Origin of the sequence: Rhizobium leguminosarum, from assembly GCF_002953715.1 — a bacterium.
GTDB classification, from domain to species: Bacteria; Pseudomonadota; Alphaproteobacteria; order Rhizobiales; family Rhizobiaceae; genus Rhizobium; species Rhizobium leguminosarum_V.
On sequence record NZ_CP025013.1, the window covers coordinates 79379 to 104130 of the forward strand.

At 60.2% G+C, this 24752-nt stretch carries 21 protein-coding genes and 1 pseudogene; 11 read left to right on the forward strand and 11 right to left on the reverse strand.

What is annotated here, in order from left to right; translation table 11 throughout:
- Window positions 1-81: 81 nt before the first annotated feature.
- On the reverse strand, window positions 82-861 hold the full coding sequence (locus tag CUJ84_RS24685) for an alpha/beta hydrolase (RefSeq protein ID WP_158686959.1): 780 nt from the start codon (window positions 859-861) through the stop codon (window positions 82-84).
- A gap of 231 nt (window positions 862-1092) precedes the next feature.
- Between CUJ84_RS24685 and CUJ84_RS24690 the strand changes: the two genes are divergently transcribed.
- Entirely contained in the window at window positions 1093-2079 is a 987-nt protein-coding gene (locus CUJ84_RS24690) for a LacI family DNA-binding transcriptional regulator (protein ID WP_105008359.1), read from the forward strand.
- A 291-nt stretch (window positions 2080-2370) separates the two neighbouring features.
- On the opposite strand, the gene CUJ84_RS24695 is transcribed toward CUJ84_RS24690, so the two are convergent.
- A complete protein-coding gene (locus CUJ84_RS24695; RefSeq protein WP_105008360.1) occupies window positions 2371-3342 on the reverse strand; it encodes an AraC family transcriptional regulator in 972 nt (323 codons plus the stop codon).
- 302 nt (window positions 3343-3644) lie between these two features.
- Here CUJ84_RS24695 and CUJ84_RS24700 point away from each other — a divergent pair, with 302 nt between their 5' ends.
- The 3 genes from CUJ84_RS24700 (at window position 3645) to CUJ84_RS24710 (ending at window position 5216) form a co-directional block, all read left to right on the forward strand.
- Window positions 3645-4451, forward strand: a complete 807-nt coding sequence (locus CUJ84_RS24700) for an SDR family NAD(P)-dependent oxidoreductase (protein ID WP_105008361.1) — start codon at window positions 3645-3647, stop codon at window positions 4449-4451.
- Window positions 4452-4492: 41 nt separating this feature from the next.
- The gene (locus tag CUJ84_RS24705) at window positions 4493-4846 is read left to right on the forward strand and encodes a hypothetical protein (protein WP_105008362.1); all 354 of its coding nucleotides are present in this window, start codon (window positions 4493-4495) and stop codon (window positions 4844-4846) included.
- Window positions 4847-4919: 73 nt separating this feature from the next.
- On the forward strand, window positions 4920-5216 hold the full coding sequence (locus CUJ84_RS24710; protein ID WP_029871574.1) for a YciI family protein: 297 nt from the start codon (window positions 4920-4922) through the stop codon (window positions 5214-5216).
- 3 nt (window positions 5217-5219) lie between these two features.
- Here CUJ84_RS24710 and CUJ84_RS39290 read toward each other — a convergent pair.
- Window positions 5220-5288, reverse strand: a pseudogene (locus CUJ84_RS39290) (YkgJ family cysteine cluster protein); the annotation flags it as partial.
- Between the two features lie 238 nt (window positions 5289-5526).
- On the reverse strand, window positions 5527-6582 hold the full coding sequence (locus tag CUJ84_RS24720) for a LacI family DNA-binding transcriptional regulator (RefSeq protein WP_105008363.1): 1056 nt from the start codon (window positions 6580-6582) through the stop codon (window positions 5527-5529).
- A gap of 245 nt (window positions 6583-6827) precedes the next feature.
- On the opposite strand from CUJ84_RS24720, the gene CUJ84_RS24725 reads away from it, so the two are divergent.
- The 6 genes from CUJ84_RS24725 to fba all read left to right on the forward strand — a co-directional run bounded on the left by CUJ84_RS24725 (window position 6828) and on the right by fba (window position 13694).
- Window positions 6828-7811: an autoinducer 2 ABC transporter substrate-binding protein gene (locus CUJ84_RS24725; protein ID WP_105008364.1), complete on the forward strand. Its 984-nt coding sequence runs from the start codon at window positions 6828-6830 to the stop codon at window positions 7809-7811.
- A gap of 127 nt (window positions 7812-7938) precedes the next feature.
- The gene (locus CUJ84_RS24730) at window positions 7939-9453 is read left to right on the forward strand and encodes a sugar ABC transporter ATP-binding protein (RefSeq protein WP_105008365.1); all 1515 of its coding nucleotides are present in this window, start codon (window positions 7939-7941) and stop codon (window positions 9451-9453) included.
- Window positions 9446-10474: an ABC transporter permease gene (locus CUJ84_RS24735; RefSeq protein WP_105008366.1), complete on the forward strand. Its 1029-nt coding sequence runs from the start codon at window positions 9446-9448 to the stop codon at window positions 10472-10474. The genes CUJ84_RS24730 and CUJ84_RS24735 overlap by 8 nt, the downstream gene beginning before the upstream one ends.
- Window positions 10474-11460, forward strand: coding sequence for an ABC transporter permease (locus CUJ84_RS24740; RefSeq protein WP_105008367.1), 987 nt, complete (start codon window positions 10474-10476; stop codon window positions 11458-11460). The genes CUJ84_RS24735 and CUJ84_RS24740 overlap by 1 nt, the downstream gene beginning before the upstream one ends.
- An 11-nt stretch (window positions 11461-11471) precedes the next feature.
- The gene (locus CUJ84_RS24745; protein ID WP_105008368.1) at window positions 11472-12320 is read left to right on the forward strand and encodes a sugar phosphate isomerase/epimerase family protein; all 849 of its coding nucleotides are present in this window, start codon (window positions 11472-11474) and stop codon (window positions 12318-12320) included.
- Between the two features lie 309 nt (window positions 12321-12629).
- Window positions 12630-13694, forward strand: a complete 1065-nt coding sequence (gene fba / locus CUJ84_RS24750) for a class II fructose-bisphosphate aldolase (protein WP_105008369.1) — start codon at window positions 12630-12632, stop codon at window positions 13692-13694.
- 7 nt (window positions 13695-13701) lie between these two features.
- Here fba and CUJ84_RS24755 read toward each other — a convergent pair whose 3' ends face one another.
- The 7 genes from CUJ84_RS24755 to CUJ84_RS24785 form a co-directional block, all read right to left on the reverse strand.
- Window positions 13702-15450, reverse strand: a complete 1749-nt coding sequence (locus tag CUJ84_RS24755; RefSeq protein WP_105008370.1) for a glycerol-3-phosphate dehydrogenase/oxidase — start codon at window positions 15448-15450, stop codon at window positions 13702-13704.
- A gap of 37 nt (window positions 15451-15487) precedes the next feature.
- Window positions 15488-17017, reverse strand: coding sequence for an FGGY-family carbohydrate kinase (locus tag CUJ84_RS24760; RefSeq protein ID WP_105008371.1), 1530 nt, complete (start codon window positions 17015-17017; stop codon window positions 15488-15490).
- A gap of 37 nt (window positions 17018-17054) precedes the next feature.
- Window positions 17055-17897 carry a DeoR/GlpR family DNA-binding transcription regulator gene (locus CUJ84_RS24765; protein ID WP_105008372.1) on the reverse strand — a complete coding sequence of 281 codons (843 nt, stop codon included), beginning with the start codon at window positions 17895-17897 and terminating at the stop codon, window positions 17055-17057.
- A 150-nt stretch (window positions 17898-18047) separates the two neighbouring features.
- Window positions 18048-18995: a D-ribose ABC transporter substrate-binding protein gene (locus CUJ84_RS24770; protein ID WP_105008373.1), complete on the reverse strand. Its 948-nt coding sequence runs from the start codon at window positions 18993-18995 to the stop codon at window positions 18048-18050.
- A gap of 111 nt (window positions 18996-19106) precedes the next feature.
- Window positions 19107-20159 (reverse strand): ABC transporter permease, encoded by a 1053-nt coding sequence (locus tag CUJ84_RS24775; protein WP_003562489.1) that lies wholly within the window; start codon window positions 20157-20159, stop codon window positions 19107-19109.
- A gap of 22 nt (window positions 20160-20181) precedes the next feature.
- Window positions 20182-21726 carry a sugar ABC transporter ATP-binding protein gene (locus tag CUJ84_RS24780; protein ID WP_105008374.1) on the reverse strand — a complete coding sequence of 515 codons (1545 nt, stop codon included), beginning with the start codon at window positions 21724-21726 and terminating at the stop codon, window positions 20182-20184.
- Window positions 21723-22379 carry a DUF2291 domain-containing protein gene (locus tag CUJ84_RS24785; protein ID WP_105008375.1) on the reverse strand — a complete coding sequence of 219 codons (657 nt, stop codon included), beginning with the start codon at window positions 22377-22379 and terminating at the stop codon, window positions 21723-21725. Before CUJ84_RS24785 ends, CUJ84_RS24780 begins: the two co-directional genes overlap by 4 nt.
- Before the next feature lie 790 nt (window positions 22380-23169).
- Here CUJ84_RS24785 and CUJ84_RS24795 point away from each other — a divergent pair.
- Window positions 23170-24744, forward strand: coding sequence for an FGGY-family carbohydrate kinase (locus CUJ84_RS24795; protein ID WP_105008377.1), 1575 nt, complete (start codon window positions 23170-23172; stop codon window positions 24742-24744).
- Window positions 24745-24752 lie beyond the last annotated feature (8 nt).

A 24752-nucleotide genomic window follows, 5' to 3' on the forward strand; every position in this document is an offset into this window, starting at 1 on the left:
CTGCTGGCAGTGTCTACGGGATCGGATCAAACCTTCAGCTACGGGGTACTGCTCATTCTCAACCGTTCGCCGTTGGACACCCTAAAGATCGTGGGCCGCCAGAAAGGTAAGTGCGGCCGCGATTATTCGGTCTCGATCCAAGTCAAGCTGCGACACATGGTAAGACTGCTCGAGCCAAAGAACTTCCTTGCTCGGGGCTCCACTGCGAGCCAAGATTTCGTCAGCGCTAGCCTTGGGCACAACGGGATCCAAAATGGATTGCACGACCAGCATTGGAGAGGTGACGAGCGGGAGCAATTCGCGCGCCAGACCGCACATCGAATACAAGTCCGCGCCGCTCTTCTTGTATCTTTTAGGATAGCTTATCTCTTCGACCGGCTCACCGAAGAAGCTCGGAACGTTCCAGCCTTCCAGATAGGGATCTGCTGAACTGGCGACTATCTCGCTTGCGAATGACGAATTGCCCATGAAAATGGGCGCGTTGATAGTGACCAGTCCGTCGATAAGCTGCGGAGAAGTCGCGGCAAGTTGGATAGCCAGCGCTCCGCCCATCGAGACACCCATCACGACAACGGACTGAAAATTGTCTCGCAGTGTTTTGGCAGCATCGCGCGCTGCCTCGTTCCACTCCACAGGCCCGACGGTCAACATCTCTAAGTTAGATGAACCATGTCCTGGCAAAGTCGGGGCGAGCACAGCATGCCCTGCCCCAGCAAGTCCCGATGCCAGGAACCTGACACTCTCGGCACTGGCGGACCACCCGTGAAGCAATAGAAACGCGCTACCCGACGATCCTTCAATAAAATAAGGGGCTGCACCGGAAATAGTGACCATCTGCCCTTGCCGGGCAACGTAGTCCAACGGGTTCTGCAAATTTAAATGCTGATTCATATCGCGCTGGTCTGCAATGCCTGCAACGACCGCTGCAGGCGAGCCAGACCTCCTCCTCGTCCATCCTCCGAGCGCCAGTTAAAGCGCTTTACCTTCGTTTAATTGAAGCGCTTTACCTTGCTTTGTCAAGAGGTGATTGCTACAGAAATTCACGACGCATTGTCGTTTGATGAAAGCTTGATCCGGGGATCGGAAAACAAAATGGCTACGATGGATGACATTGCCGCTCGAGCAGGTGTATCCAGGGGGGCAGTCAGTCTTGCCCTCAGGCGCTCCCCCAAGATTTCAGCGAAAACGACAGAGCACATTTTCAAGGTTGCAAGTGAGATGGGTTATCGACCCAACCTCAATGCCAGTCGTCTGGCGGCAAAGGATTTCTCCACTTTCGGGCTTCTCGTTTCCGATCTTCATAACCCCATTATGGCGGACATCTTGGATGGTTTCGTCATGACAGACGATGGGGACATACCGGATACCTACCTCGCCTCGGGCTTCAACTCGGCCAAAACAGAGCGTGCAATGATCGACTCGTTTCTTTCGCACAGGGTGAAAGGTGTGGTGCTTTTGGGGTCGTTGCTGCCCGACGACGAAATCCGGAAACTGGCCCAGCAATTGCCTACCGTAGCGGTGGGTCGCAGCATCGACAGTGTTGACTGTGTGCTTGTCGACGACGTTCTGGGGGGGCGATTGGCGGCAGACCATATCAAAAAGGCCAGACACACACATGTAGCGCATATCGATGGCGGCGATGGAGCGGGGGCGGCACCACGAAAAACGGCCTTTCTAAACGTCTTTGAATCCAACGATGCTGTCGATCTAACGATACTGAAAGGTGACTACACGCAGGAAGGCGGCTATCGGTGCGCACGCGTGCTTTTCTCGGGACCGCGGCCACCAAGCGCCATATTCGCCGCAAATGATCTAACCGCTCTCGGGGTGCTGGGCGCCGCCAGAGAATTTGGACTGATCGCTGGAAAGCATTTCGATCTTGTGGGTTTCGATGACATCACATTGGCGGCCTACGACTATATCTCACTGACGACAATCTCTTACTCACGGGCCGACATGGGAAGGATAGCAAGAGAACTCGTACAGCGACGTTGTTCCGACGTTCATGCGCCTTTTCAAACTATCGAATTGCCGCCCCAGCTGATAGTTCGGAAAACGTCAAATTCGTCACTGGATTGACTGCCGCGAGGGAAGCTGAAAGCAGCGTCACATTGAAGGAAGCTTCGTCGTCCTTCATTGGCTGGGACTGGAACAGGCATGCGTCTGGATCGATACCAGCGTCAATTAGGCCGCTAAAAGAGGGTCGTCCCTAGCAGAGGGGGCTCCAGCGTTAAGCCGTGCGCCAAAAGACGCTCTTGAAGGACCGCGAAACAATGCCGTGACGCGTGTCACAGAAAGCACACTGAAAACATATCGAATACCAGGTGCAACCGCGATGACTGCTTAGAATAGTCGATGGGTATCAAACGCTCACGCAGTCCCGCGCCGAACAGCCAACGGTGTTGTTCCGGTCCACCCCCGGAATGCTCTCACGAAAGAATTCCCATCCTCAAAACCGAGCAGCAAGGCTATTTCGGCGCTCGACATCATGGTCTTGCGCAAATAGTGCTCGGCCAATGAGGACCGCACGTTATCCAGAGTCTGCTGAAAGAAAGTACCCTCCTCGTGCAGTCGGCGCTGAAGCGTACGGGTTCCAACCCCCATTCGCTTGCTGACAGACTGCATGGAAACTTCGCCCGCTGGCAGAGCTTCGATCAGGGCGCTTCTGACCCGCTCGACCATGCTTGCCGTCCGATCCAAATCCGCCAAGCGCTGGCGCAGCGAAGGTTCGAAAAACAGCCAGATCTTGTGGTTCTCGGTCAGAAATGGGCGTTCGACATCCGCCGTGTCAAACACGAGGGTACCAAGCACCATGTTCTCGACGGGCACACCGAAGAACTCCCGGTACAAGCCGGCGTCCGTGTCCGGCACATCATCCGTGAGTGGCCAGCCGACTTTCAGCGGTTTCATGGCCGTGCGAGTTGCAAGACGTGCAAGCTGGACAAAGAAAACCAGCTTGAAGGCTGAAAAGACATTCGGCGGCGGCTTTGTCTGATCCAGAAAGTCGATGGTAAGAGTTGTCTGAACCGGAGTTCTGTCGAGCGTGATCACCATCGGAGCGATCAGCCGCACATACTTTCCAATGCGCTCTATGGCATTGCCCAAGTTGGCGCTGCACAAGGCGGCAAACAACTCGGGATCAAACCAATCGCTGGTCATGGCCTGCGCAATTCGCAGCGGCGCCGGCAACGCGGCGTCCAGCGATCGCGCCTCCGCCTCGATCGCCTCCCATAGATGAAAAAACTCTAGCGACGTTAGACGAACCTGGTCGCGGGCGAACAGATCCCCTGGCAGCTCCGCGCGCCGCAATATCGGAGGAGCCGCCAAGCCTGCATCCTGCATCAGCAGTCGCCAGCCTGGCCAGACCGCATAGTCCAGAGCTGAAATGGATCGGCCAGCAGCCGGTGCGTGCGTCTTTGTCATACCCGAATTTTAACGAGCAGATCATGCCAGCACAATCGCAGATGACGCCAATCTACACTGCTGGCTTAGTACCTAAAGATGCAGTTGAATATAGGACGCGCGCCCACGGATTGGCGTCTTTCGAATTTCCTTTGGCATGTTTCGCTAGTGAAAAGACGCCCCCTGCAAGGCATATTCCGCCTCACACAAAATCTCATCCGCAGCCACACGACGGAGTAGCCATGACTAAGACAGTTCTCATCACTGGGGCATCATCGGGTTTCGGCCTCATGCTCGCCAAAAAGCTTTATAGCCAGGGTTTCAACGTGATCGGCACAAGCCGCGAGCCCGAGAAATACGCGGGCAAGTTTCCCTTCAAGCTTCTGCGCCTCGACATCGATGACGACGCGTCCATCCAGGCATTTCCGGTTGAACTGTTTCAACATGTCAAGCAGCTGGATGTCCTCGTCAACAATGCCGGCTACATGTTGACAGGTCTTGCCGAAGAAACACCGCTCGACTTGGCCCGGAAGCAATTCGAGACCAATTTCTGGGGAACCGTGAAGGTCACGAATGCGATCCTGCCGCATTTTCGCAAGCAGCGCTTCGGCAAGATCATCACCGTCAGCTCGATCGTTGCCCTGATCGGTCCACCCAATCTTTCCTTCTACACGGCCTCGAAGCACGCCATCGAAGGGTATTTCAAGTCGCTGCGTTTCGAGCTGAACGCATTCAACATCAAGGTCAGCATGGTCGAGCCGGTCTGGTTCAAGACCAATCTTGGCAGCAATGCTATCAAGGCAATTGCCGGAACTATCTCCGACTACAATACCTATCGCAAACAGGCCAATGCCGTGACGCAGAAAGGCATCGATGATGCTGAAAAGCCGGATGCCGTCGTCACGAAGATCGTGGATCTGATCGCGGCGAAGGATCCGAAATTCAGCAACCCCGTCGGAAAGATGACCGGAATGTTCCTCTTCCTGCAGAGCTACGCGCCGAAAATGTTCGAGGGCTCGATCCTGAAGAGCGTCTCCAAGGTAGCCTGAAGGCAGCGTACCGCCAGCAACCCAACCATGGGATCTCGAAAATGAAAAACGATCTCTTACAGGACAGCTCTGGGCAGCCCAGAGGCAGTTCACGCCGCGACGCCTTGCGCGCAGGCGCTGCTGCCCTCACCGCCCTCTCCTTGTCTGGACTTGGCTTGCCCGCCGCCGCACGGGCGAAATCGCAGCCCGCATCGGAGGCGGCCACTCAGTTCGTAGAGGTGGGTGGCCGCAAGCTCGCATACCGATCCGTCGGAAAGGGCAAGCCGATTGTCCTGGCACACCGCTTTCGCGGCGTTCTGGGTCTGTGGGATCCGGCATTCATTGATGCTCTGGCGTCTCAAGGCCGTCAGGTCGGGACCTTCGCAGCCTTCATCAGGAATACCCACAAGGCCTGAAGCCGATGGGCACCGATTGAACACCAAGCAAAATCCGCCGATGCCAAAAGCGCGCGGATTATGGAGCAAGTCAATGAAATGTTACCTTTGCAAATACATCCCGCCACGCGACGATTTCCTGGCGACGATGAGCGCCGACGAAAAGACATGGATGGCGCAGCACGGTGCCTTCCTCGACGACTTGCTCGAAAAGGGAGTGATCGTTGCGCATGGCCCCGTCATGGATCCGGCAGGTGGCTATGGCGTCTCGCTTTACCGGATCGCCGATGATCAGGACATCGCGACGATTACCGCGCGTGATCCCATCGTGGCGAATGGCGCCGGCCACTACGAGCATCACCCGATGCTGCACCTGAAGGCGCGCGACTGACATCGGTAAGGTCGGCGAAAAGGAGCAGCAGGCTCCGCAGCCTCGGCAATCGAAATCGATCAGTGATGTCATGACCCGCTCCTATAACACAGCCTGTCAAGAGCAAAGCCGTTGGCTATCCGCTTCGCTTGGAGCGAGCGCATCTATCTTCATCAGGCTCCTCTGGTCGGCGATCAATTTCTCGAGGTGGCGCGTGCTATGATCGAATCCTCCGCGCGGCACCAGGATCATCAGGCGCGCCTATGTGGTGCAAGCTGCACGCCAAGCATCCTCCGCCATCCTTGATCGTAGCGAAACGAGGCGGGACGCATTACTCGATATCCTTCAGCGCATCGAGTGGGCCGGTCAGCGCCGTGCGCGGTGGGACGAGGGTCGGCCGAACCTGATGCGTGATTGGCGGGCCGCGGTCCGCATCGAGGATCGCAAACCCCTTGGTGATCATCGCCTCGCTGTCCTGCCGGATCATGAAGACGGGGAAAGGCAGGAAGGAGCCGAAGGGATCGTAATCGTAGCAGCCGACGATGATGTCGGCGAAGGTCTCATGCGGGTGCAGCGCGAGGAAGCGCATCAGCCCTTCGAGGTTGATCGAGGAATTGACGAAGAATGTGCGTGGCAGCTTTCCGTGGCCTTCGTAGAAGGCTTCGAAGGCGCGGGCCGTCATGGCAGGGGAATAGCCGGTCGGCTGGATGCAGACATCCGGATCCGCGCCCAGCAGTGCGCGCTTTACGTCGCGGAAACCGCGAATTCGCTCATGACTGGCATGGTCGTTACGGCCGCCGAACAGGTACAGATCGTCAGGCGAAAGCGGTCCATCTTCCTGCGCGCGTTCGATGATCGCCTGTGTCAGCATGCGCGCACCTTCATAATTGTCGCTGATGACCGACGGCGCCAGCGTGCCGGGCAGATCGATGTTGACGTGTTTCAGCCCTGCCTTTTCGCAGACCTTGTGCACACCATCGGGATCGGTTGCGCCCGCGATGAAAAGTTCGTCGATCGAATAGGAGATCAGTGTCTCGACGACCTGGCGCTCCTCGTCCGGATCGCGACAGGCGCTGACGACGAGGGGGCACTGGCCGCGGCTTCTGACTTGAGCCTCGAAAGATTGCGCCATGGAGGAGAAATAGCGGTTGTCGTGCACCGGCAGCAGAAGACCGACGAGGCCGGAGCGGGACGAACGCAGGCCGCGGGCCTGAAGGTTGGCCGTATATCCGTGCTCGTTCGCCAGGTTCTGAATGAGCTGGGCCGTCGCCTCCTTGATACGACGCTTCCGCCAGCTTCCGTTCAGCACGGCGCTTACCGTGGAAGCCGACGCACCCGATAGGATCGAGAGGTCGTAGATTGTCGCCTTCTTCTTGATGTCTGCCATATCTCGCCTTTTCCGCTGTCGTTCCCTTAGAAACAAACCCCTCTTGACGAAAGCCCCACCTTGATCGATAGTCATTGCACCATCGATTGTGCAAAAAAGAAAGATCGATTGTGCAAAGATGGTTCGCCGGAGGAGGCGGGACGGGAGGCAAGGGTATTCCCTCGCCGTGAAGCAACAAGGAACAACCTGCCGCAAAGCGGCCGGTGGTCGTCGTTCGCCATGAGCGACCTTGAGGAGGAGTGAAGATGAGGAGACTTATCGTAGCGGCATTTGCCGCATCGCTGTCGCTTGCCGGGGCGGTGGTCGCGTTTGCGCAGGACGCGCCGAAGGTCGGCGTTGTCGTCAAGATCGGCGGCATTCCATGGTTCAACGCGATGGAGGCCGGCATCAAGGAACAGGGCAAGAAATTAGGCGTCGATGCCTTCATGATCGGCCCGACCAGCGCCGACCCTGCGCTGCAGGTGCGCGCCATCGAAGACCTGATCGCCCAGGGCGTCAAGGTTATCGGTGTGGTTCCGAACGATGCCAAGGTGCTCGAGCCCGTGCTCACCAAGGCGCAAGCCGCCGGCATCAAGGTCATTACGCATGAATCGCCCTCGCAGAAAGGCGCCGACTGGAATTTCGAACTCGCATCGTCGACCGGTTTTGGTGAGGCGCATGGCAAGCTGCTCGCCGAAAAGATGGGCGGCAAGGGCGAATATGCCGTCTTTGTCGGCTCGCTGACCGTTCCGCTGCACAATGCCTGGGCGGACGCCGCAATCGCCTATATCAAGGCGAATTACCCGGACATGAAACTCGTAGGCGACCGTTATGGCGTCGCAGAAGATGTCGACAAAAGCCGCTCGACGGCGCTTGATCTCATCGCTGCCCATCCGGATCTGAAAGGCTTCCTCGCCTTCGGCAGCCAAGGCCCGATCGGAGCCGGGCGCGCTGTCGAGGAACGCCGCAAGACGGGCAAGATCTTCGTGCTCGGCCCGTTCTCGCCCGGCCAGGGCCAAAAGCTGATCAAATCAGGTGCGATATCGGGCGGCTTCATGTGGAATCCGAAACAGGCCGGCGAAGTCTTCGTCACGCTCGCCGATCGCCTGATCAAGGGCGAGAGCGTCAAGGAAGGTGATGACATTCCGGGTCTCGGCGTGATCAAGCCCGTCGGCAACGACATCATCGTCGATCAACTGCTGCCGATCAACAGGGATACGGTCGACGACCTGGCCGCAATGGGCCTCTGAAGAGGCCCCCTCCCCGGGTGTCGGGCCGGTCGACATGGACCGGCCCGACGTTCGGGAAAAAGAGCGGTTATCCGGCCATGGCTGGACCATTGACCTTTCATGGCATTCGACTGGACAGGCAACCGGCATGAGCATGGCAACGGATGATGGTGTGAAGGCCCAGCCGCTTCTTTCGCTTCGCGGCATCAACATGACATTCGGCGGTGTGAAGGCGCTGAAAAACGTCTCCTTCGAAGTCTTGCCTGGCGAGGTGCATTGCCTGGCCGGCGAAAATGGTTCCGGCAAGAGCACCCTTATCAAGGTGATATCAGGCGTCTATCGGCCTGCAGACGGCGCCGAGATCGTCTTCGACGGCGAGACGATATCCCACATGACGCCAGGCATGGCCCAGTCCCGCGGCATCCAGATCATCTGGCAGGACCTCGCGCTCTTTCCGGAAATGAGCGTGGCGGAAAACATCGCCTTCCAGACCCTTGCCGGTTCGCGCCCGCGCTTCGTCAATTATGCCGCGATCCGCAGGATAGCCGAGGAGGCGCTCGCCCGACTCGGCATCACCCTCGACGTCGACAGACCCCTCAAGGACTTCGCCATCGCGCAGCGTCAGATCGTCGCCATCGCCCGCTCGCTGGTCGGAGAGGCCCGGATCGTCTTCATGGACGAACCGACCGCCTCGCTCACCCAGTCTGAGACCGATCATCTGCTGGCGATCGTGCGCACGCTGTCGGCTTCGGGCGTTGCCGTGGTCTTCGTCAGCCATCGTCTTGCGGAAGTGCTGGAAATCTCCTCGCGCATCACGGTGCTGCGCGATGGTGCGCTGGTCGGGATCTATCCGGTGGAGGGCATGACCCAGTCCAAGATCACCGAGCTGATGACCGGGCGTACCTTCGACCAGAATGTTCGCACCCGCGACCTATCGCAGAACCCGGTCCTGCTTTCTGTCAGCAAGCTTTCCCGGCCCGGCGAGTTCGAGGACATTTCCTTCGATCTGCGCCGTGGCGAGACGCTCGGGATCACCGGCCTGCTCGGCTCCGGGCGCACCGAACTTGCACTCACGCTGTTCGGCATGCGCAAGCCCGCCGCCGGCACGATCGTGTTGGAGGGAAAGCCGGTGCGCTTTGCCTCCAACCGCGAGGCGATTGCCGCCGGCGTCGCTTATCTCTCCGAAGACCGCCTTTCGCTCGGTCTCAACCAGCCGCAATCCATCGCCGACAATCTGGTCATGGCCTCGCTTAACCGTATCCTGAGTGGCCGGCTCATTTCGTCGGAAAAGAAGCGCTCGCTGGTTGCGCGCTGGATCGCCGATCTCGGCGTCAGGATCGGCAAGCAGGACGATGCGATCTCGACGCTGTCGGGCGGCAACCAGCAGCGCATTGCGATTGCCAAATGGCTCGCCACCGATCCCAAGGTGCTGATCCTCGATGCGCCGACGGTCGGCGTCGATGTCGGCGCCCGCGCCGGCATCTTCGAAATCGTTGCACGCCTCGCCGAGGCGGGGCTTGCGATCATCCTGATTTCGGACGAGGTGCCGGAGGTCTATTTCAACGCCGATCGGATCATCCATATGGAAAAGGGCCGCATCGCCGGCTGGCACGATCCACGCGCGACCACACTGAAGGACCTGGAGACGGCGGTCTATGCGTAAGCTGTTCCTGTCCCATACCACCGAATTCGTGCTGTTTGCCGTCATCATCGCGATGAGCGTTGTCCTGGCTTTCATGACCGACCGTTTCTTCACGCTCGGCAATGTCTTCGACCTGCTCAATATCAGCGCGGTCAATATCATCTTCGCCGTCGGCCTGCTCGTGGTGCTGATATCAGGCGGGATCGACATCTCCTTCGCCGTCGCCGCCTCGATCGTGCAATATGTCACTGCCCTTGCGCTCGAGCGGATCGGCGGGGGTGGATGGGTATCCGGCTTCCTGATTGCTGCCGGCATCGGCATCGTGCTCGGCATGATCAACGCCTTCCTGATCCACCGCTTCCGGATCATCTCGATCGTCGCGACGATCGCGACCTTCAACGTCTATTTCGGCCTGCTGATGTTTTTCACCAAGGGGGTGTCGATCTACAATCTGCCCGACTGGCTGACGAGCCGCGTCATCATCTACGAGCGCGAAATGGCCGATGGGAGCTGGGCTGAGATCACGTTGCCGGTTGTCGTCATGGCCGTCTGCACCATCTCCACCTGGTTCTTCATTACCCGCACGACGACCGGCCGGCAGCTCTATGCCTTCGGCGACAATCCGGAAGGCGCGCGCCGCTTCGGCATCAATATCGGCGCCATGCAGTTCATCGCCTTCGGCTGGCTTGGGTTGATGGCAGGCATCGCCGGGCTCATGCAGGCGCATTATGCGCAGGAAGTCGTGCCGAACGCACTTTATGGCCGCGAGCTCGATGTCCTGGCCGCAGTTGTGCTCGGTGGGGCGCGGCTGGGCGGCGGCAAGGGCTCGGTGCTCGGTTGCGTGCTGGGCGTGCTGCTCGTCTCGATCACTCAGAACGGCCTCAACCTGATGGGCGTCTCGCCGTTCGCATTCAAGATGATCGTCGGCGCGATCATCCTCGTCGCGATCACCTTGTCGAGCGCCCGCATCGGCAATCTGGTGCCGGTGTTTGCGACCCGCAAATCGACCGGTGACAGGCCTGCAGACAGGGGAGAGAGCTGATGAACGCGCTTGCCGCCCGCTTCAACGCCATCTTCGGGGCCGACATGGCCGGTCCCCTCGCCGCGCTGGCGGCGGTGCTTGTCGTCTTCGGTTTCGCCTCGCCGCATTTCCTGACGGGCGCGACCTTCGGATCGGTTGCCTTTCAGCTTCCAGAGCTTGGCGTTCTGACGCTTGCCATGCTGATGCCGATCCTCACCGGCGGCCTCAACCTTGCGATCACCTTCACCGCCAACATCGCCGGCCTGACGCTCGCCTGGACGCTTCAGGCCAATGGCGGCATCGATGCCGGCCCGGGCGCCTTCCTCCTGGGCTCGGCTCTCGCTCTTGCCGTCGGTGCGGCCAGCGGCCTGGTCATGGGCCTGGTCATCGCCTTTACCCGCGCCCATCCGATCCTCGTTTCGCTGTCGATGATGATCTTCCTGCGCGGCCTCGGCGAGTTCCTGACGCGCGGCGGCGATATCTCGGGCTTCCCCACCTTCGTCGCTCCGATCGGCCACGGCAGCATCCTCGGCATCCCGGTACCTTTGTTGATCCTGATCGCCTGCGTGATCGCCAGCCACGTCCTGCTCTCGCGCTCCAAGCTCGGCTTTTCCACCTACATGATCGGCTCCAATATCGAGTCTGCCCGCTATTCCGGCATCAACACCCGCAAGGTTCTGGTGCTGGTCTATATGCTCTCCGGCGTGATGGCGGCGGTTGCCGGCATCATCATGCTTGCGCGCTTCAATTCGGTGCGCGTCGGCCACGGCGAGTCCTATCTGCTGATCACCGTGCTTGCCTGCTTTCTCGGCGGCATCAATCCCTTTGGCGGCTTCGGCCGCGTCCTGCCCGTCTTCGTGGCGCTTATCGTGCTGCAGCTTCTCTCTTCGGGGCTCAACCTGCTCGGCGCCAACCAGCACCTCACCACTGCCGTCTGGGGCATCCTGCTCATCGTCGTGATGGTGCTGCGGTGGTTCTCGGCCAAGTTCATCAGAATCGTGAAATAGGAGATACGACCATGGAAGGTTTCGGCGTTCACACCAGCATGTGGACCATGAACTGGGATCGCGCAGGCGCCGAGAAGGCGATTGCCGGAGCCGTGCACTACAAGATGGATTTCATCGAGATCGCGCTGCTGAACGCGCCTGCCGTCGATGCCAAACATACCCGCGACCTGCTTGAAAAGAACAAGCTGCGCGCCGTCTGCTCGCTCGGCCTGCCGGAACATGCCTGGGCCTCGGTCCGCCCGGATGCGGCGATCGAGCACCTGAAGGTTGCGATCGAAAAGACCGCAGAAATGAACGCCGAGGCCCTGTCCGGCGTCATCTTCGGCGGCATTGGCGAGCGCACCGGCGTGCCGCCGACGCAGGGCGAATACGACAATATCGCCAAGGTGCTCGACGCAGCGGCAAAGCATGCGAAGAAGTACGGCATCCAGCTCGGCGTCGAGGCCGTGAACCGCTATGAGAACCACCTGATCAACTCGGCGCAGCAGGCCGTCGACATGGTGGAGCGTGTCGGCGCGGACAATATCTTCGTTCACCTCGACACCTACCACATGAATATCGAGGAGAAGGGCGCGGCAAACGGCATCCTGATCGCCCGCGATCATCTGAAATACATCCATCTTTCCGAAAGCGACCGCGGCACGCCGGGCTACGGGAACATCCCGTGGGATCCGATCTATGCCGCGCTCGCCGCAATCGGCTTCAAGGGCGGACTTGCGATGGAAAGCTTCATCAACATGCCGCCTGAGGTGGCCTATGGCCTGGCCGTCTGGCGCCCCGTTGCACGCGATATGGAAGAGGTCATGGACAAAGGCCTGCCGTTCCTGCGCAATAAGGCGGAACAATACGGTCTCATCTGACCCGGTTTGCCCGATATTCTGGATTCAACGGCCGCACGGGCGTCTGGCCGAAGAGTTCTTGCTATCACCGGCAAGGGGGATGACGCCTCATCTCTTCAGCACAGGCACTGAATTTCATTCGGCCCGTGCACGCGGAATGACTCTTGAGAAATATCACGTCGTTTGTGATATTGTTATTGCTGCTTGTTACATTCCTGCTCCTATGCCATTTTGCCGATTAAAATAAGACGCTTGAACGGCTCACGCCCGGGCTCTAGTTTCGAAGAGATGGCGGCGTTTCGATCGACCATCGATATGGGGGAATCTTGGATGGCACGCATTACGCTGAGGCAACTGCTCGACCATGCTGCGGAGGAAGGCTACGGCGTTCCCGCTTTCAACATCAACAACATGGAGCAGGCGCTCGCCATCATGGAGGCCGCGGACGCGTGTCAGGCGCCGGTTATCATGCAGGCGTCGCGCGGAGCCCGCGCCTATGCCAATGACATCATGCTGAAGCACATGATGGATGCCGTCGTTGAAATCTATCCGCATATCCCGGTCTGCGTGCATCTCGATCACGGCAACGATCCGTCCAACTGCATGACGGCGATCCAGGCGGGTTTTACCTCGGTGATGATGGATGGTTCACTGAAGGCGGACGCCAAGACGCCCGCCGACTGGGCCTATAATGTCGGCGTCACCAAGATGGTGACTGATATGGCGCATTTCGGCGGCATCTCGGTGGAAGGCGAACTCGGCGTTCTCGGTTCTCTCGAGACCGGCATGGGCGAGGCCGAGGACGGCCACGGCGCCGAGGGCAAGCTTTCGCATGACCAGTTGCTGACCGATCCGGACGAAGCCGTGAAATTCGTGCGCGAAACCAAGGTCGACGCGCTCGCCATCGCGATGGGCACATCGCATGGCGCCTACAAGTTCACCCGCAAGCCGGACGGTTCGGTACTGGCGATGAACGTCATTGAAGAAATTCATCGTAAGCTCCCGAACACACATCTCGTCATGCATGGCTCGTCCTCGGTCCCGATCGAACTGCAGGAGATCATCAACAAGTACGGCGGGGAGATGAAGCCGACATGGGGAGTGCCGGTCGAGGAAATCCAGCGCGGCATCAAGAACGGCGTTCGCAAGGTCAATATCGATACCGACGGCAGAATGGCGATGACCGGCCAGATCCGCCGTGTGCTGCAGGAGGACCCAAGCGAGTTCGATCCGCGCAAATATCTGAAGCCGGCGATGACGGCGCTGACCAAGCTCTGCAAGGAGCGCTTCGAACAGTTCGGCACCGCCGGTATGGCCGGCCGCATCACGCCCCTTCCCGTTTCGGAAATGGCGAAGCGTTACAAGTCCGGTTCCCTCGATCCGGCTTTCTCCTGAAACTGGGTTAGCCTGACGCCGGGCGCGGTGCCTTTTCCGGCTCGGCGGCAACCTTGCCTGTCAGTGCCTGGCCGTGGAAGCGGCTCAGCTGGCTGACAACGTCCTGAATTTCGCTCGCCGTTCGTTCGGCATTCCAATCGAGCGCTGCCCCGGCAACGCCGGCGATTTCCTGCAGGCCTGCCAGCGTCAACCGGCCCTCGATCGCAAGCGTCGTGCGGCGCATCACGATGTCCGACAGGTGGACGACAATTTCGTTCCGGACGATCCAGTCGATCTCGCGGAGACTGTAACGCGGCGCACCCGTCAGGCGCTGCTCGTCGGTATAGCCTGAAACAGAAGAAAGCAGGGCTGCGGCCGTCGTGCCGTAGCGGCGGAGCAGTTCGTCGGCACGCTCGGCGGCAACGCCGCTGCGTGACGCGGTATCCCTGATCCAGGCGCTACGTTGCTGGGCATCAACCGGAAAGACCTTGCCGCCGCCGATCGCCAGATAACGTGTCGACTGGCTGCGGCTGCGCTGCAGCCGGGAGAGAACGGTGTCGGCGACCTCTTCCGCAAAGCCGCGGAACGTCGTCCACTTGCCTCCGACCAGCGAAATGATCGGAAACGGTCTGCCGCTCCCTGGCTCCTTTACCGGCGCGGAGTGATCGCGGCTGATCAGCCCCGGTGCGGTCGCATCCGATGCCGGCAGCGGGCGGATGCCGCTATAGCTGAAGACGATCTGGTCGCGATCGAAGCGGAGCGTCGGCAGCAGCGAACGGACGCTTTCGAGGAAATACTCGGTTTCCGGCTCCTCGCAGCGGACATTGTCCGGATCATCCGCCGGAATGTCGGTCGAACCGACCAGTGCCAGCCCGAGATAGTCGTAGACCAGGCAGATGCGGCCGTCGTCGGCCTCGAAATAGATCATGTGGCCGTTGAGGCTTCGCACCAATTCGGGATGCTCAAGCAGGATATGGGAACCCTTCGTGCCGCCGATCAGCCGCGATGGAGCGCCGAGCAAAGTGTTGACGTGATCGATCCAAGGACCTGCCGCATTGACGACCAGCTTGGGAGCAACGGTGACATCGCGACCATCGGGCTGCCGGAAGGTCAAATGCCCTTCGGAAACGGCAGCCAGTGTCGCGAAATTTGCCGCGAGGCTCCTCGCATTCGCATCGAGACCATCGCTCACGAGCTCATAGACGAGCCGCTCCGGCCTGCTGATCTTGGCGTCGTAATAGATGCCGCCGGCGACGATGGCGGGGGTGACATGCGGCATTTCCTTGCGCGCCTGTTTCTTCAGGATCAGCCGGTGGCGCGGCATGACCTGGTCGCGCGAACCGAAAAAGTCGTAGAGCCGAAGCCCGATCTTGATGAGCACGGCACCACGGCTGCGTGGCGCCGTCTTCGACCCGAAGAGCGTCCTGATCGCTGCCCAGATACCGCGGGTCCAGGAAAAGACAGGAATGAAGGTCGGCAGCGGCTCGACGCAATGCGGCGCGTTCTTGAGCAGGAGGTTGCGCTCAAGCGTCGACTGCGCAACCAGTCCGAACTCACCCGTTTCCAGATATTTCAGGCCGCCGTGGATGAGACGCGATGGTGCGGCGCTCGTGCCGGAACCAAAGTCGGCCTTGTCGACGATCAGGCAATTGACACCCTGTATCGAGAGGTCACGAAAGAGGCCGGCGCCGTTGATGCCCGCCCCGATGATCAAAACGTCGATATCGTTCTCGCCGAGATTCGAGAAGCGCTGCTGCAAATCGGGGGTCATGCTCATCGTCCTAAATCGCCCGCCGCAGCAGACATCTGTCTTTTCAGTTTGCCGATTGCTCCGGCGCAAGCGCGGAAATCCTAGGCCAAAGGGGGATCATCGCGTCGGCAATGTCGCGGAACACCTGGTAACGCTTCTCATAATCCGCGCTGCGCGCCGCATCGGGCCGGCAAGTCTTTGCGATGGAGGCCGTGTCGCGCGGATCGCTCTGCGGATCGGCGAAGATCCCGGCGCCCGACCCGGCACAAAGCGCAGCACCCCAGGCGGCCGCCTCATCCATCTCGGTTACCGTGACCGGCATGCCAAGCACATCGGCAAACATCTGCACGACGGCAGGGTTGCGCGAGATGCCCCCGGCGAGCCGCGTCTGATCGAAGGCAAAGCCGTCGCGAAGCGCGTCGACATGAATGCGATGATTGAAAGCGATGCCCTCTAGCACGGCGCGCAGCATGTCGCCGCGGTCGTGCCATCCACCGAGCCCGAAGAAGCCGGCGCTGGCCGCCGCGCCATAAGGCGAGCCGAACAGATAAGGATGGAAGAGCGCGGTCGAGGGGCGCTCGAAAGCGGCCGCGATCTCGGGCGCCAGCAGGCTGTGGATCGAGTTGCCTTGCACCTCGCCATTTTTCCGTTCGGCGGCGCAGAGCGTGTCCAGAAACCAGTCGTAATTCGCTGTCGATGCAGGCGAGATCGACATGCTGTTCCAGATGCCGGGCGCAATCCCGTTGCGGCAGAACCAGCGCCGGTCGACACGCGGTTCCGACGAAAGCGTCTCGTTGATCGAATAGGTCCCGGCAATGACCGCGACAACGCCCTTGGCATAGCCCCCTGCCCCGAGCGCCGAGGCCGTGACGTCGTGCAGACCGGCAACGACAGGCGTTCCCTCGGCAAGGCCCGTCAGCTGCGCGGCTTCACGGGTCACGCGTCCGACGATCTGGTCGGAGCGTGAGGCCGGCGGCAGGGCGTGGACGAGATCCTGCAAGCCAAACAGCCGCAGGGCATCCTCACTGTAGTTCTGCGTCTTGACATTGGTGAAGGAGGTGCTGGCTTCGGTGCGGTCCGTACCGATGGTCCCGGTCAGGCAGAACCGCAGCCAGTCCTTGCAGCTGATGAAATGGCCGATGCGCTTGTAGCGCTCAGGCTCCATTTCGCGGATCCAGGCAAGCAATGCCGATGGCGCGGAGACGTGTGGGATCTGCCCCGTCAGTTCGATCGCCAGGTCGGCGACGTCGCTTTTCGTCCACCGGTCGACGATCGCCCCTGCCCGGCTGTCCAGCGAGAGAATGGCCCGGCCAAGCGGCTTTTGGGCGTGATCGAGTAGGTAGATGCCGTCTCCATGCGCAGTAGCGGCAATGCCCTCTATGTCGCTTGCCGGCCGCCCGCTGAGCGAAATCGCTTCGCGGATGGCATTGGCCGTCGCGCTCCACAATTCATCCATGTCGCGCTCGATATGGCGGGCCTTCGGAATAAACTGCGTGACGCGGCGACGCGCGGCTGCAAGCGGCGTGCCGTCGATATCGAAGATGACCGCCTTGGTGACTGTCAAACCACTATCGATCCCGAGCAGTGTCGGCATTCAGGTTTACCTCATGACGAGCAACTGGCCCACGCCGTCAGGAGCGCCCTCCGGCGCCCTTGGCGATGACCACGTTGATATCTCTGGACCGCATGCGGTCGATGTGCACCGGCTGGGTCTTGTCGTCGACGATCACGACGTCGAACTCATCCAGTGCTGCGAAACTGTGGAGTGCGCGCCGTTCGAACTTGGTATGATCGGCAAGCAGGATGCGTTTTACGGAACTGTCGAACATGGCGCGCTTGGTATCCACTGTCTCAGGAGACTGGTGCAGCACCGTGCCGTCGCTGATCGCCGACATCGAGATGAACGCGACATCGGCCCTGAGAGCCTTGATCTCGTTGATGGTCATGCGACCCATGAAGGCATTGCACCAATTGTAATACTGGCCGCCGAGGGCGAGCAGCGTCACGTCGTGCAGACCCGTCAGCGCATTCATCAGCGTCAGGGAATTGGTAATTGCGGTAACCGGCGCCTTCGAAGGCAGATGCGCCGCCATCTGAAGTACCGTGGTCGAGTCATCGAAAAAGATCGCCTGTCCCGGTTCGACGAATTGCATGGCCGCCTCGGCAATTAGCTTCTTTTCGGCCGACTGACGGTTCGAGCGATAGACGTCGCTGGATTCGATGAGATTGGTCGCCGCCGCCGTGACAATGCCGCGCGTCTTCCTGAAGAGGCCGCGGCTGACGAGTTCATCGACATCGCGGTGAGCCGTCATCAGGCTGATCCCAAAGCGGTCGGTCAGGTCTTCAATCCGCATCGAGCCTTCACCCATCACGGCCTCTGCAATCATGCGGCGGCGCGCGATCTGGCGCGTCTGCCGGCTGTCGCTGGTGAGCTGGTCCAACAGATCGTCGTCCCGGCTGGTCTTCTGTGTCACGGGTCACCCCTGTCGCTGAATTATGGATCCCAGCTTCGTACAGTGATTGCCGCGCCAAGGCAAAAAGGAGAAACGCAACCGGCGATTGAACGGCCGACCATCGCTTCCAGCATGAAAATGAGGGCGCTCTTGCGAGCGCCCCTTTACCGTTTACTGCGCTAGAACGAACGGGCCAGTGTACTTGTCGATGTTGTCCTTGGTGATCAACAGGCAATCGAAGAGCTGTTTTTCGCTCTTGGCACCGGTGTTACCCGTCTTGATCAGATTGTCTGCCTGCTTGACGGCTTCTTCGGAGAAGACGGCAACCGGTTGGAGGACGGTGTACTGGAGTTCGCCCGCCTTGATGGCAGCAACGGCATCCGGCGAACCGTCGAAGCCGCCGACCTTCACATTGGCGAGCTTGCCGGCTTCCTTGAGTGCGGAGATCGCACCAAGCGCCATTTCGTCATTGCCCGAGATGACGCCGACGATATCCGGGTTGGCCTGCAGCATGGACTGCATCTTGTTGTGGCCCTGGGTGCGGTCCCAGTTGGCAACTTCCTTGGCGACCTTCTTCAGGTCCGGATACTGCGAAAGGACGGTCTCGTAGCCGTTCGAACGCGTTGCGGCATTGTTGTCGGACGGCGCGCCGAAGAGTTCGGCATAGTTGCCCTTGTCGCCGATCGCTTCGACCCATTGCTGTGCGCCGAGGGCGGCACCCTGTGCGTTGTTGGAAACAAGCTGCGCCTTGGCCAGGCCTTCCTGGTTGATTTCGGCGTTGACGAGGATGACCGGGATGCCGGCAGCAACGGCCTTCTTGACCGCACCGACGGAACCGTCAGCGTTTGCCGGGTCGAGGATGATCGCAACCGACTTGTTGGTGATCGCCGTATCGATCAGGTTGCTTTCGGTATTGGTGTCACCCTTGTGGGCGTTGACCGAGGCCGTGTAGCCCAGCTTTTCGGCAGTTGCCTTGGCGACATTGCCTTCCGTCAGCCAATAGGGATTCGACGGATCATTGACGATGATCGTCATCATGCCCGCTGCCCAAGCCGAGCTTGCCAGAAGCGGTGCTACGGCCGCGGCGGCCAGAAGTATGCGCATGCCTTTCTTAAACATAGTCTCTCTCCCATTTGTGAGCTCAGTTATTGCCGGGGATCCGGCAGTGCTTTCCCCAATCGGCTTCGTGGATTCCAGCCTGCCGTCGTGGATAAGTTTCAGTCTCAGCCGTCAGGACGATTTGACCCGGCGACCGTATTGGATGCTGTTCATGAGGACGGCGAGAACGATCACAGCGCCGGTAAATACGGTCTGCCAGTAGGCCGAGACACCGATGATCACGAGGCCGTCCGAAAGGAAACCGATGACGAAAGCGCCGAGCATCGTGCCGCGAACCGTACCGCGGCCGCCGGTCAGCGCCGCGCCGCCGATGACCACGGCTGCGATCGCCGTCAGCTCGTAGGTTGTGCCTGCCGTCGGACCGGCGGAGGTCAGCTGCGAGGAGAGGACCAGGCCGGCGATCGCAGCACAGACGCCGGAAAGCACATAGACGATGATCTTCACGCGCTTGACCGGGACGCCGGAGAGGTCAGCGGCCCGCTCGTTACCGCCTGAGGCGTAGAGCCAGCGGCCGAAGGCGGTGCGGCTCAGCACGATGCCGCAAATGATGGCGAGAACCGCAAGCACGATGACGCCGATCGGAATGCCTGCGAGGCGGTTGAAGCCGAGCCAGTCGAAGCCGGTATTGCCCAGTTCCGGACGGCCACCGAGATTGTTGTAGGTCAGGCCGTTGGTCATCAAGAGCGCGATACCGCGGGCCACGTAGAGCACGCCCAGCGAGGCGACGAAGGCAGGCACCTTGAGATAGGCGATCAACACGCCGTTGACCGCACCGACCAGCGCACCGAGCGCACATGTGATGACGACGACGGCCCAGACCGGCGGATAGAGGATGACGCCGAAATAGGTGAGCGTGACGCCGTGCATCAGGAAACCGGCGATGCAGCCTGCAAGCCCCAGTGTCGAGCCGACCGACAGATCGATGCCGCCATTCAGGATGACGAGCAGCATGCCGATCGCCAGAATGCCGAAGATCGCGACGTGCGACGCCATGATCAGGAAGTTGTTCAGCGTGAAGTAATAGGGCGACAGGAACGAGAAGACCGCGATGATGACGATCAGCGCGAAGAAGGCCCGGCCCTCCAGGATGAGACGCACGATATTGGTATTGCGCTTCGGCCCGCTGGAAACTGATTTCTTTTCGGTGACGTTCGTGACTGACATAATCAGTGCTCCATAATCCAGGCTAGTGCGCGATCACGGCTTCGCCGGAGGCGGCCATGATCTTTTCTTTGGTAACATCCGAGCCGAACTCGGCCGATATCCTGCCGCGATGCATGACGATGATGCGGTGCGCGATACTCAGGCATTCATTGACTTCGGACGTCGAATAGATGACCGCCAATCCCTGCTTGGCGCGCTCCGCAAGCAACTTGAAAACTTCCGCCTTGGCGCCGATGTCGATGCCGCGGCTTGGCTCATCGAGCAGGATGACCTTCGGCTGGGTTGCCAGCATCTTGCCGATGACGACCTTCTGCTGGTTGCCGCCGGAGAGCGAGCCGATCGAAGCTGCACCGCCATCGGTTTTCACATGCACCCGCCGGATCGCGTCATTGACGAGATCGCGCTCCCGATGGCCGGAGGTGAAAAGCCCTTTGGTGAAGGCGCGGATACTCGCAAGCGACAGATTGGAACCGACCGTCATCGTCTGGACGAGGCCGTCGCGCTGGCGATCTTCGGGAACAAGCACGAGACCGCTGGCAATGCGCCTGGCGATGCTGAGCCCACTGACGTCCTGTCCTTCGAGCAGAACCTGTCCGCCACTTGCGCGCAAACGTCCGGCAATGCATTCGAGCAATTCCGTGCGCCCGGCGCCCATCAGCCCGTAGATGCAGACGATCTCACCGGCACGCACCTTGAGAGACAGACGATCGACTGCATTATAGGCAGCGCCGGAGGGGCCGGGGACACTGAGGTTTTCGATGGAAAGCGAGACGTCACCGAACGGGTGACCTTGCGGCGGGCTGCCAAGGTCGAAATTCTCGCCGACCATGTTGCGGACGATCCATTCGAGATCGATATCCTTGCGCTCGGCATAGGCCGTCATGTTTCCGTCGCGCAGAACGACGGCGTGATTGGTGATCTGCAGCGCCTCTTCCAGATGATGCGAGATGTAGACGATCGACACGCCGCGGCTCGTCAGGTCGTGGATGACCTTGAAGAGCACTTCCACTTCCGTCGCGCTCAGCGCCGAGGTCGGCTCGTCCATGATCAGGATGCGCGAATTGACGGAGAGGGCTCGTGCAATCTCGACGATCTGCTGCTGGCCGAGCCGAAGATCCTCGACACGCGTCAGCGGATCGATGTCTTCCTCGAGCTCTTCCATCAGCGCCCGGGTCTGACGCTCCTCTTCAGCGAAGTCGACGACACCGCCCTTGATGATCTCCCGGCCCATGAAAATATTGTCACGGACACTGAGATTGGGGGCGAGGCTGAGCTCCTGATGGATGATGGAGATCCCGCACTCGCGCGCATGGGTAGACGAGGTAAAGCTGATCGGTGAGCCGTCGAGAATGATCTCGCCCGAGCTTGGCTGCGCCACACCCGAAAGGATCTTCATCAAGGTCGACTTGCCCGCGCCATTCTCCCCGAACAGGGTTGTGACCTGGCCGCGATGGATGTCGAAGTTCACTCCCTTCAGGGCGTGAACGCTGCCGTAGGATTTTGCGATGTTGCGGGCTGCGAGGACGACCTCGCCTTTCGCCCCGTTGCTGCGTTGCGGCTGGCTCATTTGAGCTCGACCTTCACCGGCGTGACCAGCCAGTTCTTCGGGTTGATGAGCTTGAAGACGCCGACCACGGTCGCCTGCTTTCCGTCCAGGGCGTCAGCATCCAGGCCCGCAAAAACCGCCTTCTTCATCTCGTTATTGATGGCCGAGCCGGCATCCTGATATTGGATCTGGTTGGTAAACTGGCCGAATTCGATGGTGCCGGTTGCATCGCGGAGGTCCGTGCCGTTGACCGCAGGGCCGGTCTGGACACGGACCACCGTCTCGGGAGGCAACCCATCAATCTTCATTTGGTTGGTGTTCGACTTGCGGGCGCCGAAAACGCCAGTCAGCGTGACGGGAATGACCGGTCCGGTGCTCGTCGCAGTGCCGTATTTCTCGGCCGCCGCCTTCTTGTCGGCGGCAATGGCGGCCGCGAGATCGGCGGCCGCAATGGCCCGCTCCTCGACATTTGCCTTGATCTTCGGGAACTGCTCGGCGCCGAAGGTTTCCGGAGAGAATACCTGCTGGCGGACATCGTTTTCGGAGCCGATCTTGACGACCGTCGTGTCGAACGCGATCGCTGCAACGACGATGACCGCCAACGCCGCGCTGACAAGGAGCCCGCGATTGCCGCTGCTCGGCTTTGATGCTGCATGATCGAGAGAGGTACTCATGTCGGACGGCCTTTGGCTTGGAATGGCAAGACGGGAGGGCTAGCGCGATGATGATCGCAGGCGCGCTGAAGCATTGCGTCGCACCGGAACAGAAGCCGGCGGGCCACCCGCAAGAGCACAACTCTGGACGAAAATTCCCATTGGAAGCCTCCTCAACAAGACCGGCGGCTGTCTCCTCCAACCGCCTGGGCCTGCAAATTCTCCATCCGGAAGCCCACTTCCGTGATAGAAGTATGTTACTTATGCCGTAAATGATGTTATATATTTTATAAGCTGTCAACGGCACTTTCACGGCAATCCGACTGAAATGCACGATCTCACATCTTGTTCCTCACGCTGCGGTGCAGCAAAAAATGACAGCAAATGCAGGCGCCTTAACACTTGTCATTCTACCGAATTATGGCAACATCTATCTGTTTTTCATGCAAAATGTTACAGATCGAGCATCGCGCGCATTGCCGTTTTCGATGTTTTGTGCCGATAGCTCGGTGGCGCGGAAGTAAGCTCCTTGCTCTCCTATTTTAAATGAAAAAAATTACATCGCTAGAAAAATCTTACTAGCATTGTGGTATCTTTATGTTATCTTTTCGAGCGAGCTTAGGGAGGTTTCGGCTGCACGCCATCTGGGATTTGTCAAAGGCGGTGCGCTTGCCGTTGCCGGTGAAAGGACCGACGTTGGCAGCCGGATGCATCATCCCAGAGAGAGTTTAGGGATCGGGAGGACTTCAGATGAATTTGATGCGCGTATTGCCCGCCGCGGCGCCTGCGGTGGTAGCGAGATAGGCCTGCAATGACATCGACCCAGAAGATCATCATTGGCATAGATGCCGGCACCTCGGTCATCAAGGCCGTTGCTTTCGATCTGTCCGGACGCCAGATTGCCTCGGCCTCCGTTCGCAACAGATACACCACCGGAGACGATGGCTCGGCAACGCAGTCGCTCGATCAGACCTGGCTCGATTGCGCCAGTGCGTTGCGTGGTCTCGGCGAAAATGTCCCTGATCTTGCGTCACGCACCGCAGCCATCGCCGTCACCGGACAGGGCGACGGCACATGGCTCGTCGGCCGCGGCAATAGGCCGGTTGCCGATGCCTGGCTGTGGCTCGACGCGCGCGCCGCGCCGACAGTCACGTCGCTTGCCGGCGGAACGCAGAACCGTGCCCGCTTCGAAGCAACCGGCACCGGCCTCAACACTTGCCAGCAGGGCGCGCAGCTTGCCCATATGGACCGCTTCACGCCGGATCTTCTCGATCGGGCGGAGACGGCGCTGCACTGCAAGGACTGGCTCTATCTCAACCTCACAGGCGTGCGGGCAACCGATCCATCGGAGGCGAGTTTCACCTTCGGCAATTTCAGGACGCGCCAGTATGATGCCGTCGTGATCGACGCGCTCGGCCTTGACCACAGACGCAGGCTCCTGCCCGAAATCATCGACGGCAGCGAGATCAGCCACCCGCTGACGTCGGAGGCGGCGAAGGCCTGCGGGCTTCTTGCCGGAACGCCGGTCTGCCTCGGCTATGTCGACATGGTGATGACGGCGCTTGGTGCAGGCGTGCGCAGCGGCGCTCGCAACGCCGCCTGCTCGACGATCGGCTCGACCGGCGTGCATTTGCGCGCCAAGTCCGTTGCCGACGTTCAGCTCAATCGTCAGGGTACCGGCTATGTGATCGCCCTGCCCATCCCCGGCATCGTCACTCAGGTCCAGACCAATATGGGCGCCACGATCAACATCGACTGGATCCTGGATGTCGCCGCCTATCTCATGGCCGAGGCAGGCAAGCCTGCTTCGCATGCAGACCTCATTGCGCGCATCGACGGCTGGTTTGCAGAAAGCCGACCGGGATCGGTGCTTTACCATCCCTACATTTCCGAAGCGGGCGAACGTGGGCCTTTCGTCAACGCCAATGCGCGCGCGGGCTTCACTGGGCTTTCGATGCGTCACGGCTTCCCCGACCTGCTGCGCAGCGTGGTCGAAGGGTTGGGGCTTGCCACCCGCGACTGCTACGCGGCGATGGGTGCGATGCCCGAAGAGCTGCGGGTCACGGGCGGGGCAACACGCTCCGTCGCTCTTCGCCGTTCACTCTCGGCCGCCGTTAACGCACCGATCCGCCAGTCGCGCCGCGAAGAGACGGGGGCGGCTGGCGTGGCGATGATGGCCGCGGTGGCTGTCGGCGTCTATTCCAGCATGGACGATTGCATTGCAGACTGGGTGACGCCGCTGCTCGGCGATCCGGAGACACCGGATGCCAGCGAGGCCCACCGGTTCGACCGGCTCTTTTCTGCCTATACCGATGTGCGCCAGGCAATGGCGCCCGCCTGGGACAAGCTTGCCGAAGCCGCAACGACGTCGCCGGTGGGCGCGTAATTCTGATG

Excerpts from the sequence above, each read along its gene's own strand:
- CUJ84_RS24690 (WP_105008359.1), top strand. The coding sequence starts at position 1,093 with ATGGCTACGATGGATGACATTGCCGCTCGAGCAGGTGTATCCAGGGGG.
- CUJ84_RS24695 (WP_105008360.1), bottom strand. The coding sequence starts at position 3,342 with ATGCAGGATGCAGGCTTGGCGGCTCCTCCGATATTGCGGCGCGCGGAG.
- CUJ84_RS24700 (WP_105008361.1), top strand. The coding sequence starts at position 3,645 with ATGACTAAGACAGTTCTCATCACTGGGGCATCATCGGGTTTCGGCCTC.
- CUJ84_RS24705 (WP_105008362.1), top strand. The coding sequence starts at position 4,493 with ATGAAAAACGATCTCTTACAGGACAGCTCTGGGCAGCCCAGAGGCAGT.
- CUJ84_RS24710 (WP_029871574.1), top strand. The coding sequence starts at position 4,920 with ATGAAATGTTACCTTTGCAAATACATCCCGCCACGCGACGATTTCCTG.
- CUJ84_RS24720 (WP_105008363.1), bottom strand. The coding sequence starts at position 6,582 with ATGGCAGACATCAAGAAGAAGGCGACAATCTACGACCTCTCGATCCTA.
- CUJ84_RS24725 (WP_105008364.1), top strand. The coding sequence starts at position 6,828 with ATGAGGAGACTTATCGTAGCGGCATTTGCCGCATCGCTGTCGCTTGCC.
- CUJ84_RS24730 (WP_105008365.1), top strand. The coding sequence starts at position 7,939 with ATGAGCATGGCAACGGATGATGGTGTGAAGGCCCAGCCGCTTCTTTCG.
- CUJ84_RS24735 (WP_105008366.1), top strand. The coding sequence starts at position 9,446 with ATGCGTAAGCTGTTCCTGTCCCATACCACCGAATTCGTGCTGTTTGCC.
- CUJ84_RS24740 (WP_105008367.1), top strand. The coding sequence starts at position 10,474 with ATGAACGCGCTTGCCGCCCGCTTCAACGCCATCTTCGGGGCCGACATG.
- CUJ84_RS24745 (WP_105008368.1), top strand. The coding sequence starts at position 11,472 with ATGGAAGGTTTCGGCGTTCACACCAGCATGTGGACCATGAACTGGGAT.
- fba (WP_105008369.1), top strand. The coding sequence starts at position 12,630 with ATGGCACGCATTACGCTGAGGCAACTGCTCGACCATGCTGCGGAGGAA.
- CUJ84_RS24755 (WP_105008370.1), bottom strand. The coding sequence starts at position 15,450 with ATGAGCATGACCCCCGATTTGCAGCAGCGCTTCTCGAATCTCGGCGAG.
- CUJ84_RS24760 (WP_105008371.1), bottom strand. The coding sequence starts at position 17,017 with ATGCCGACACTGCTCGGGATCGATAGTGGTTTGACAGTCACCAAGGCG.
- CUJ84_RS24770 (WP_105008373.1), bottom strand. The coding sequence starts at position 18,995 with ATGTTTAAGAAAGGCATGCGCATACTTCTGGCCGCCGCGGCCGTAGCA.
- CUJ84_RS24775 (WP_003562489.1), bottom strand. The coding sequence starts at position 20,159 with ATGTCAGTCACGAACGTCACCGAAAAGAAATCAGTTTCCAGCGGGCCG.
- CUJ84_RS24780 (WP_105008374.1), bottom strand. The coding sequence starts at position 21,726 with ATGAGCCAGCCGCAACGCAGCAACGGGGCGAAAGGCGAGGTCGTCCTC.
- CUJ84_RS24785 (WP_105008375.1), bottom strand. The coding sequence starts at position 22,379 with ATGAGTACCTCTCTCGATCATGCAGCATCAAAGCCGAGCAGCGGCAAT.
- CUJ84_RS24795 (WP_105008377.1), top strand. The coding sequence starts at position 23,170 with ATGACATCGACCCAGAAGATCATCATTGGCATAGATGCCGGCACCTCG.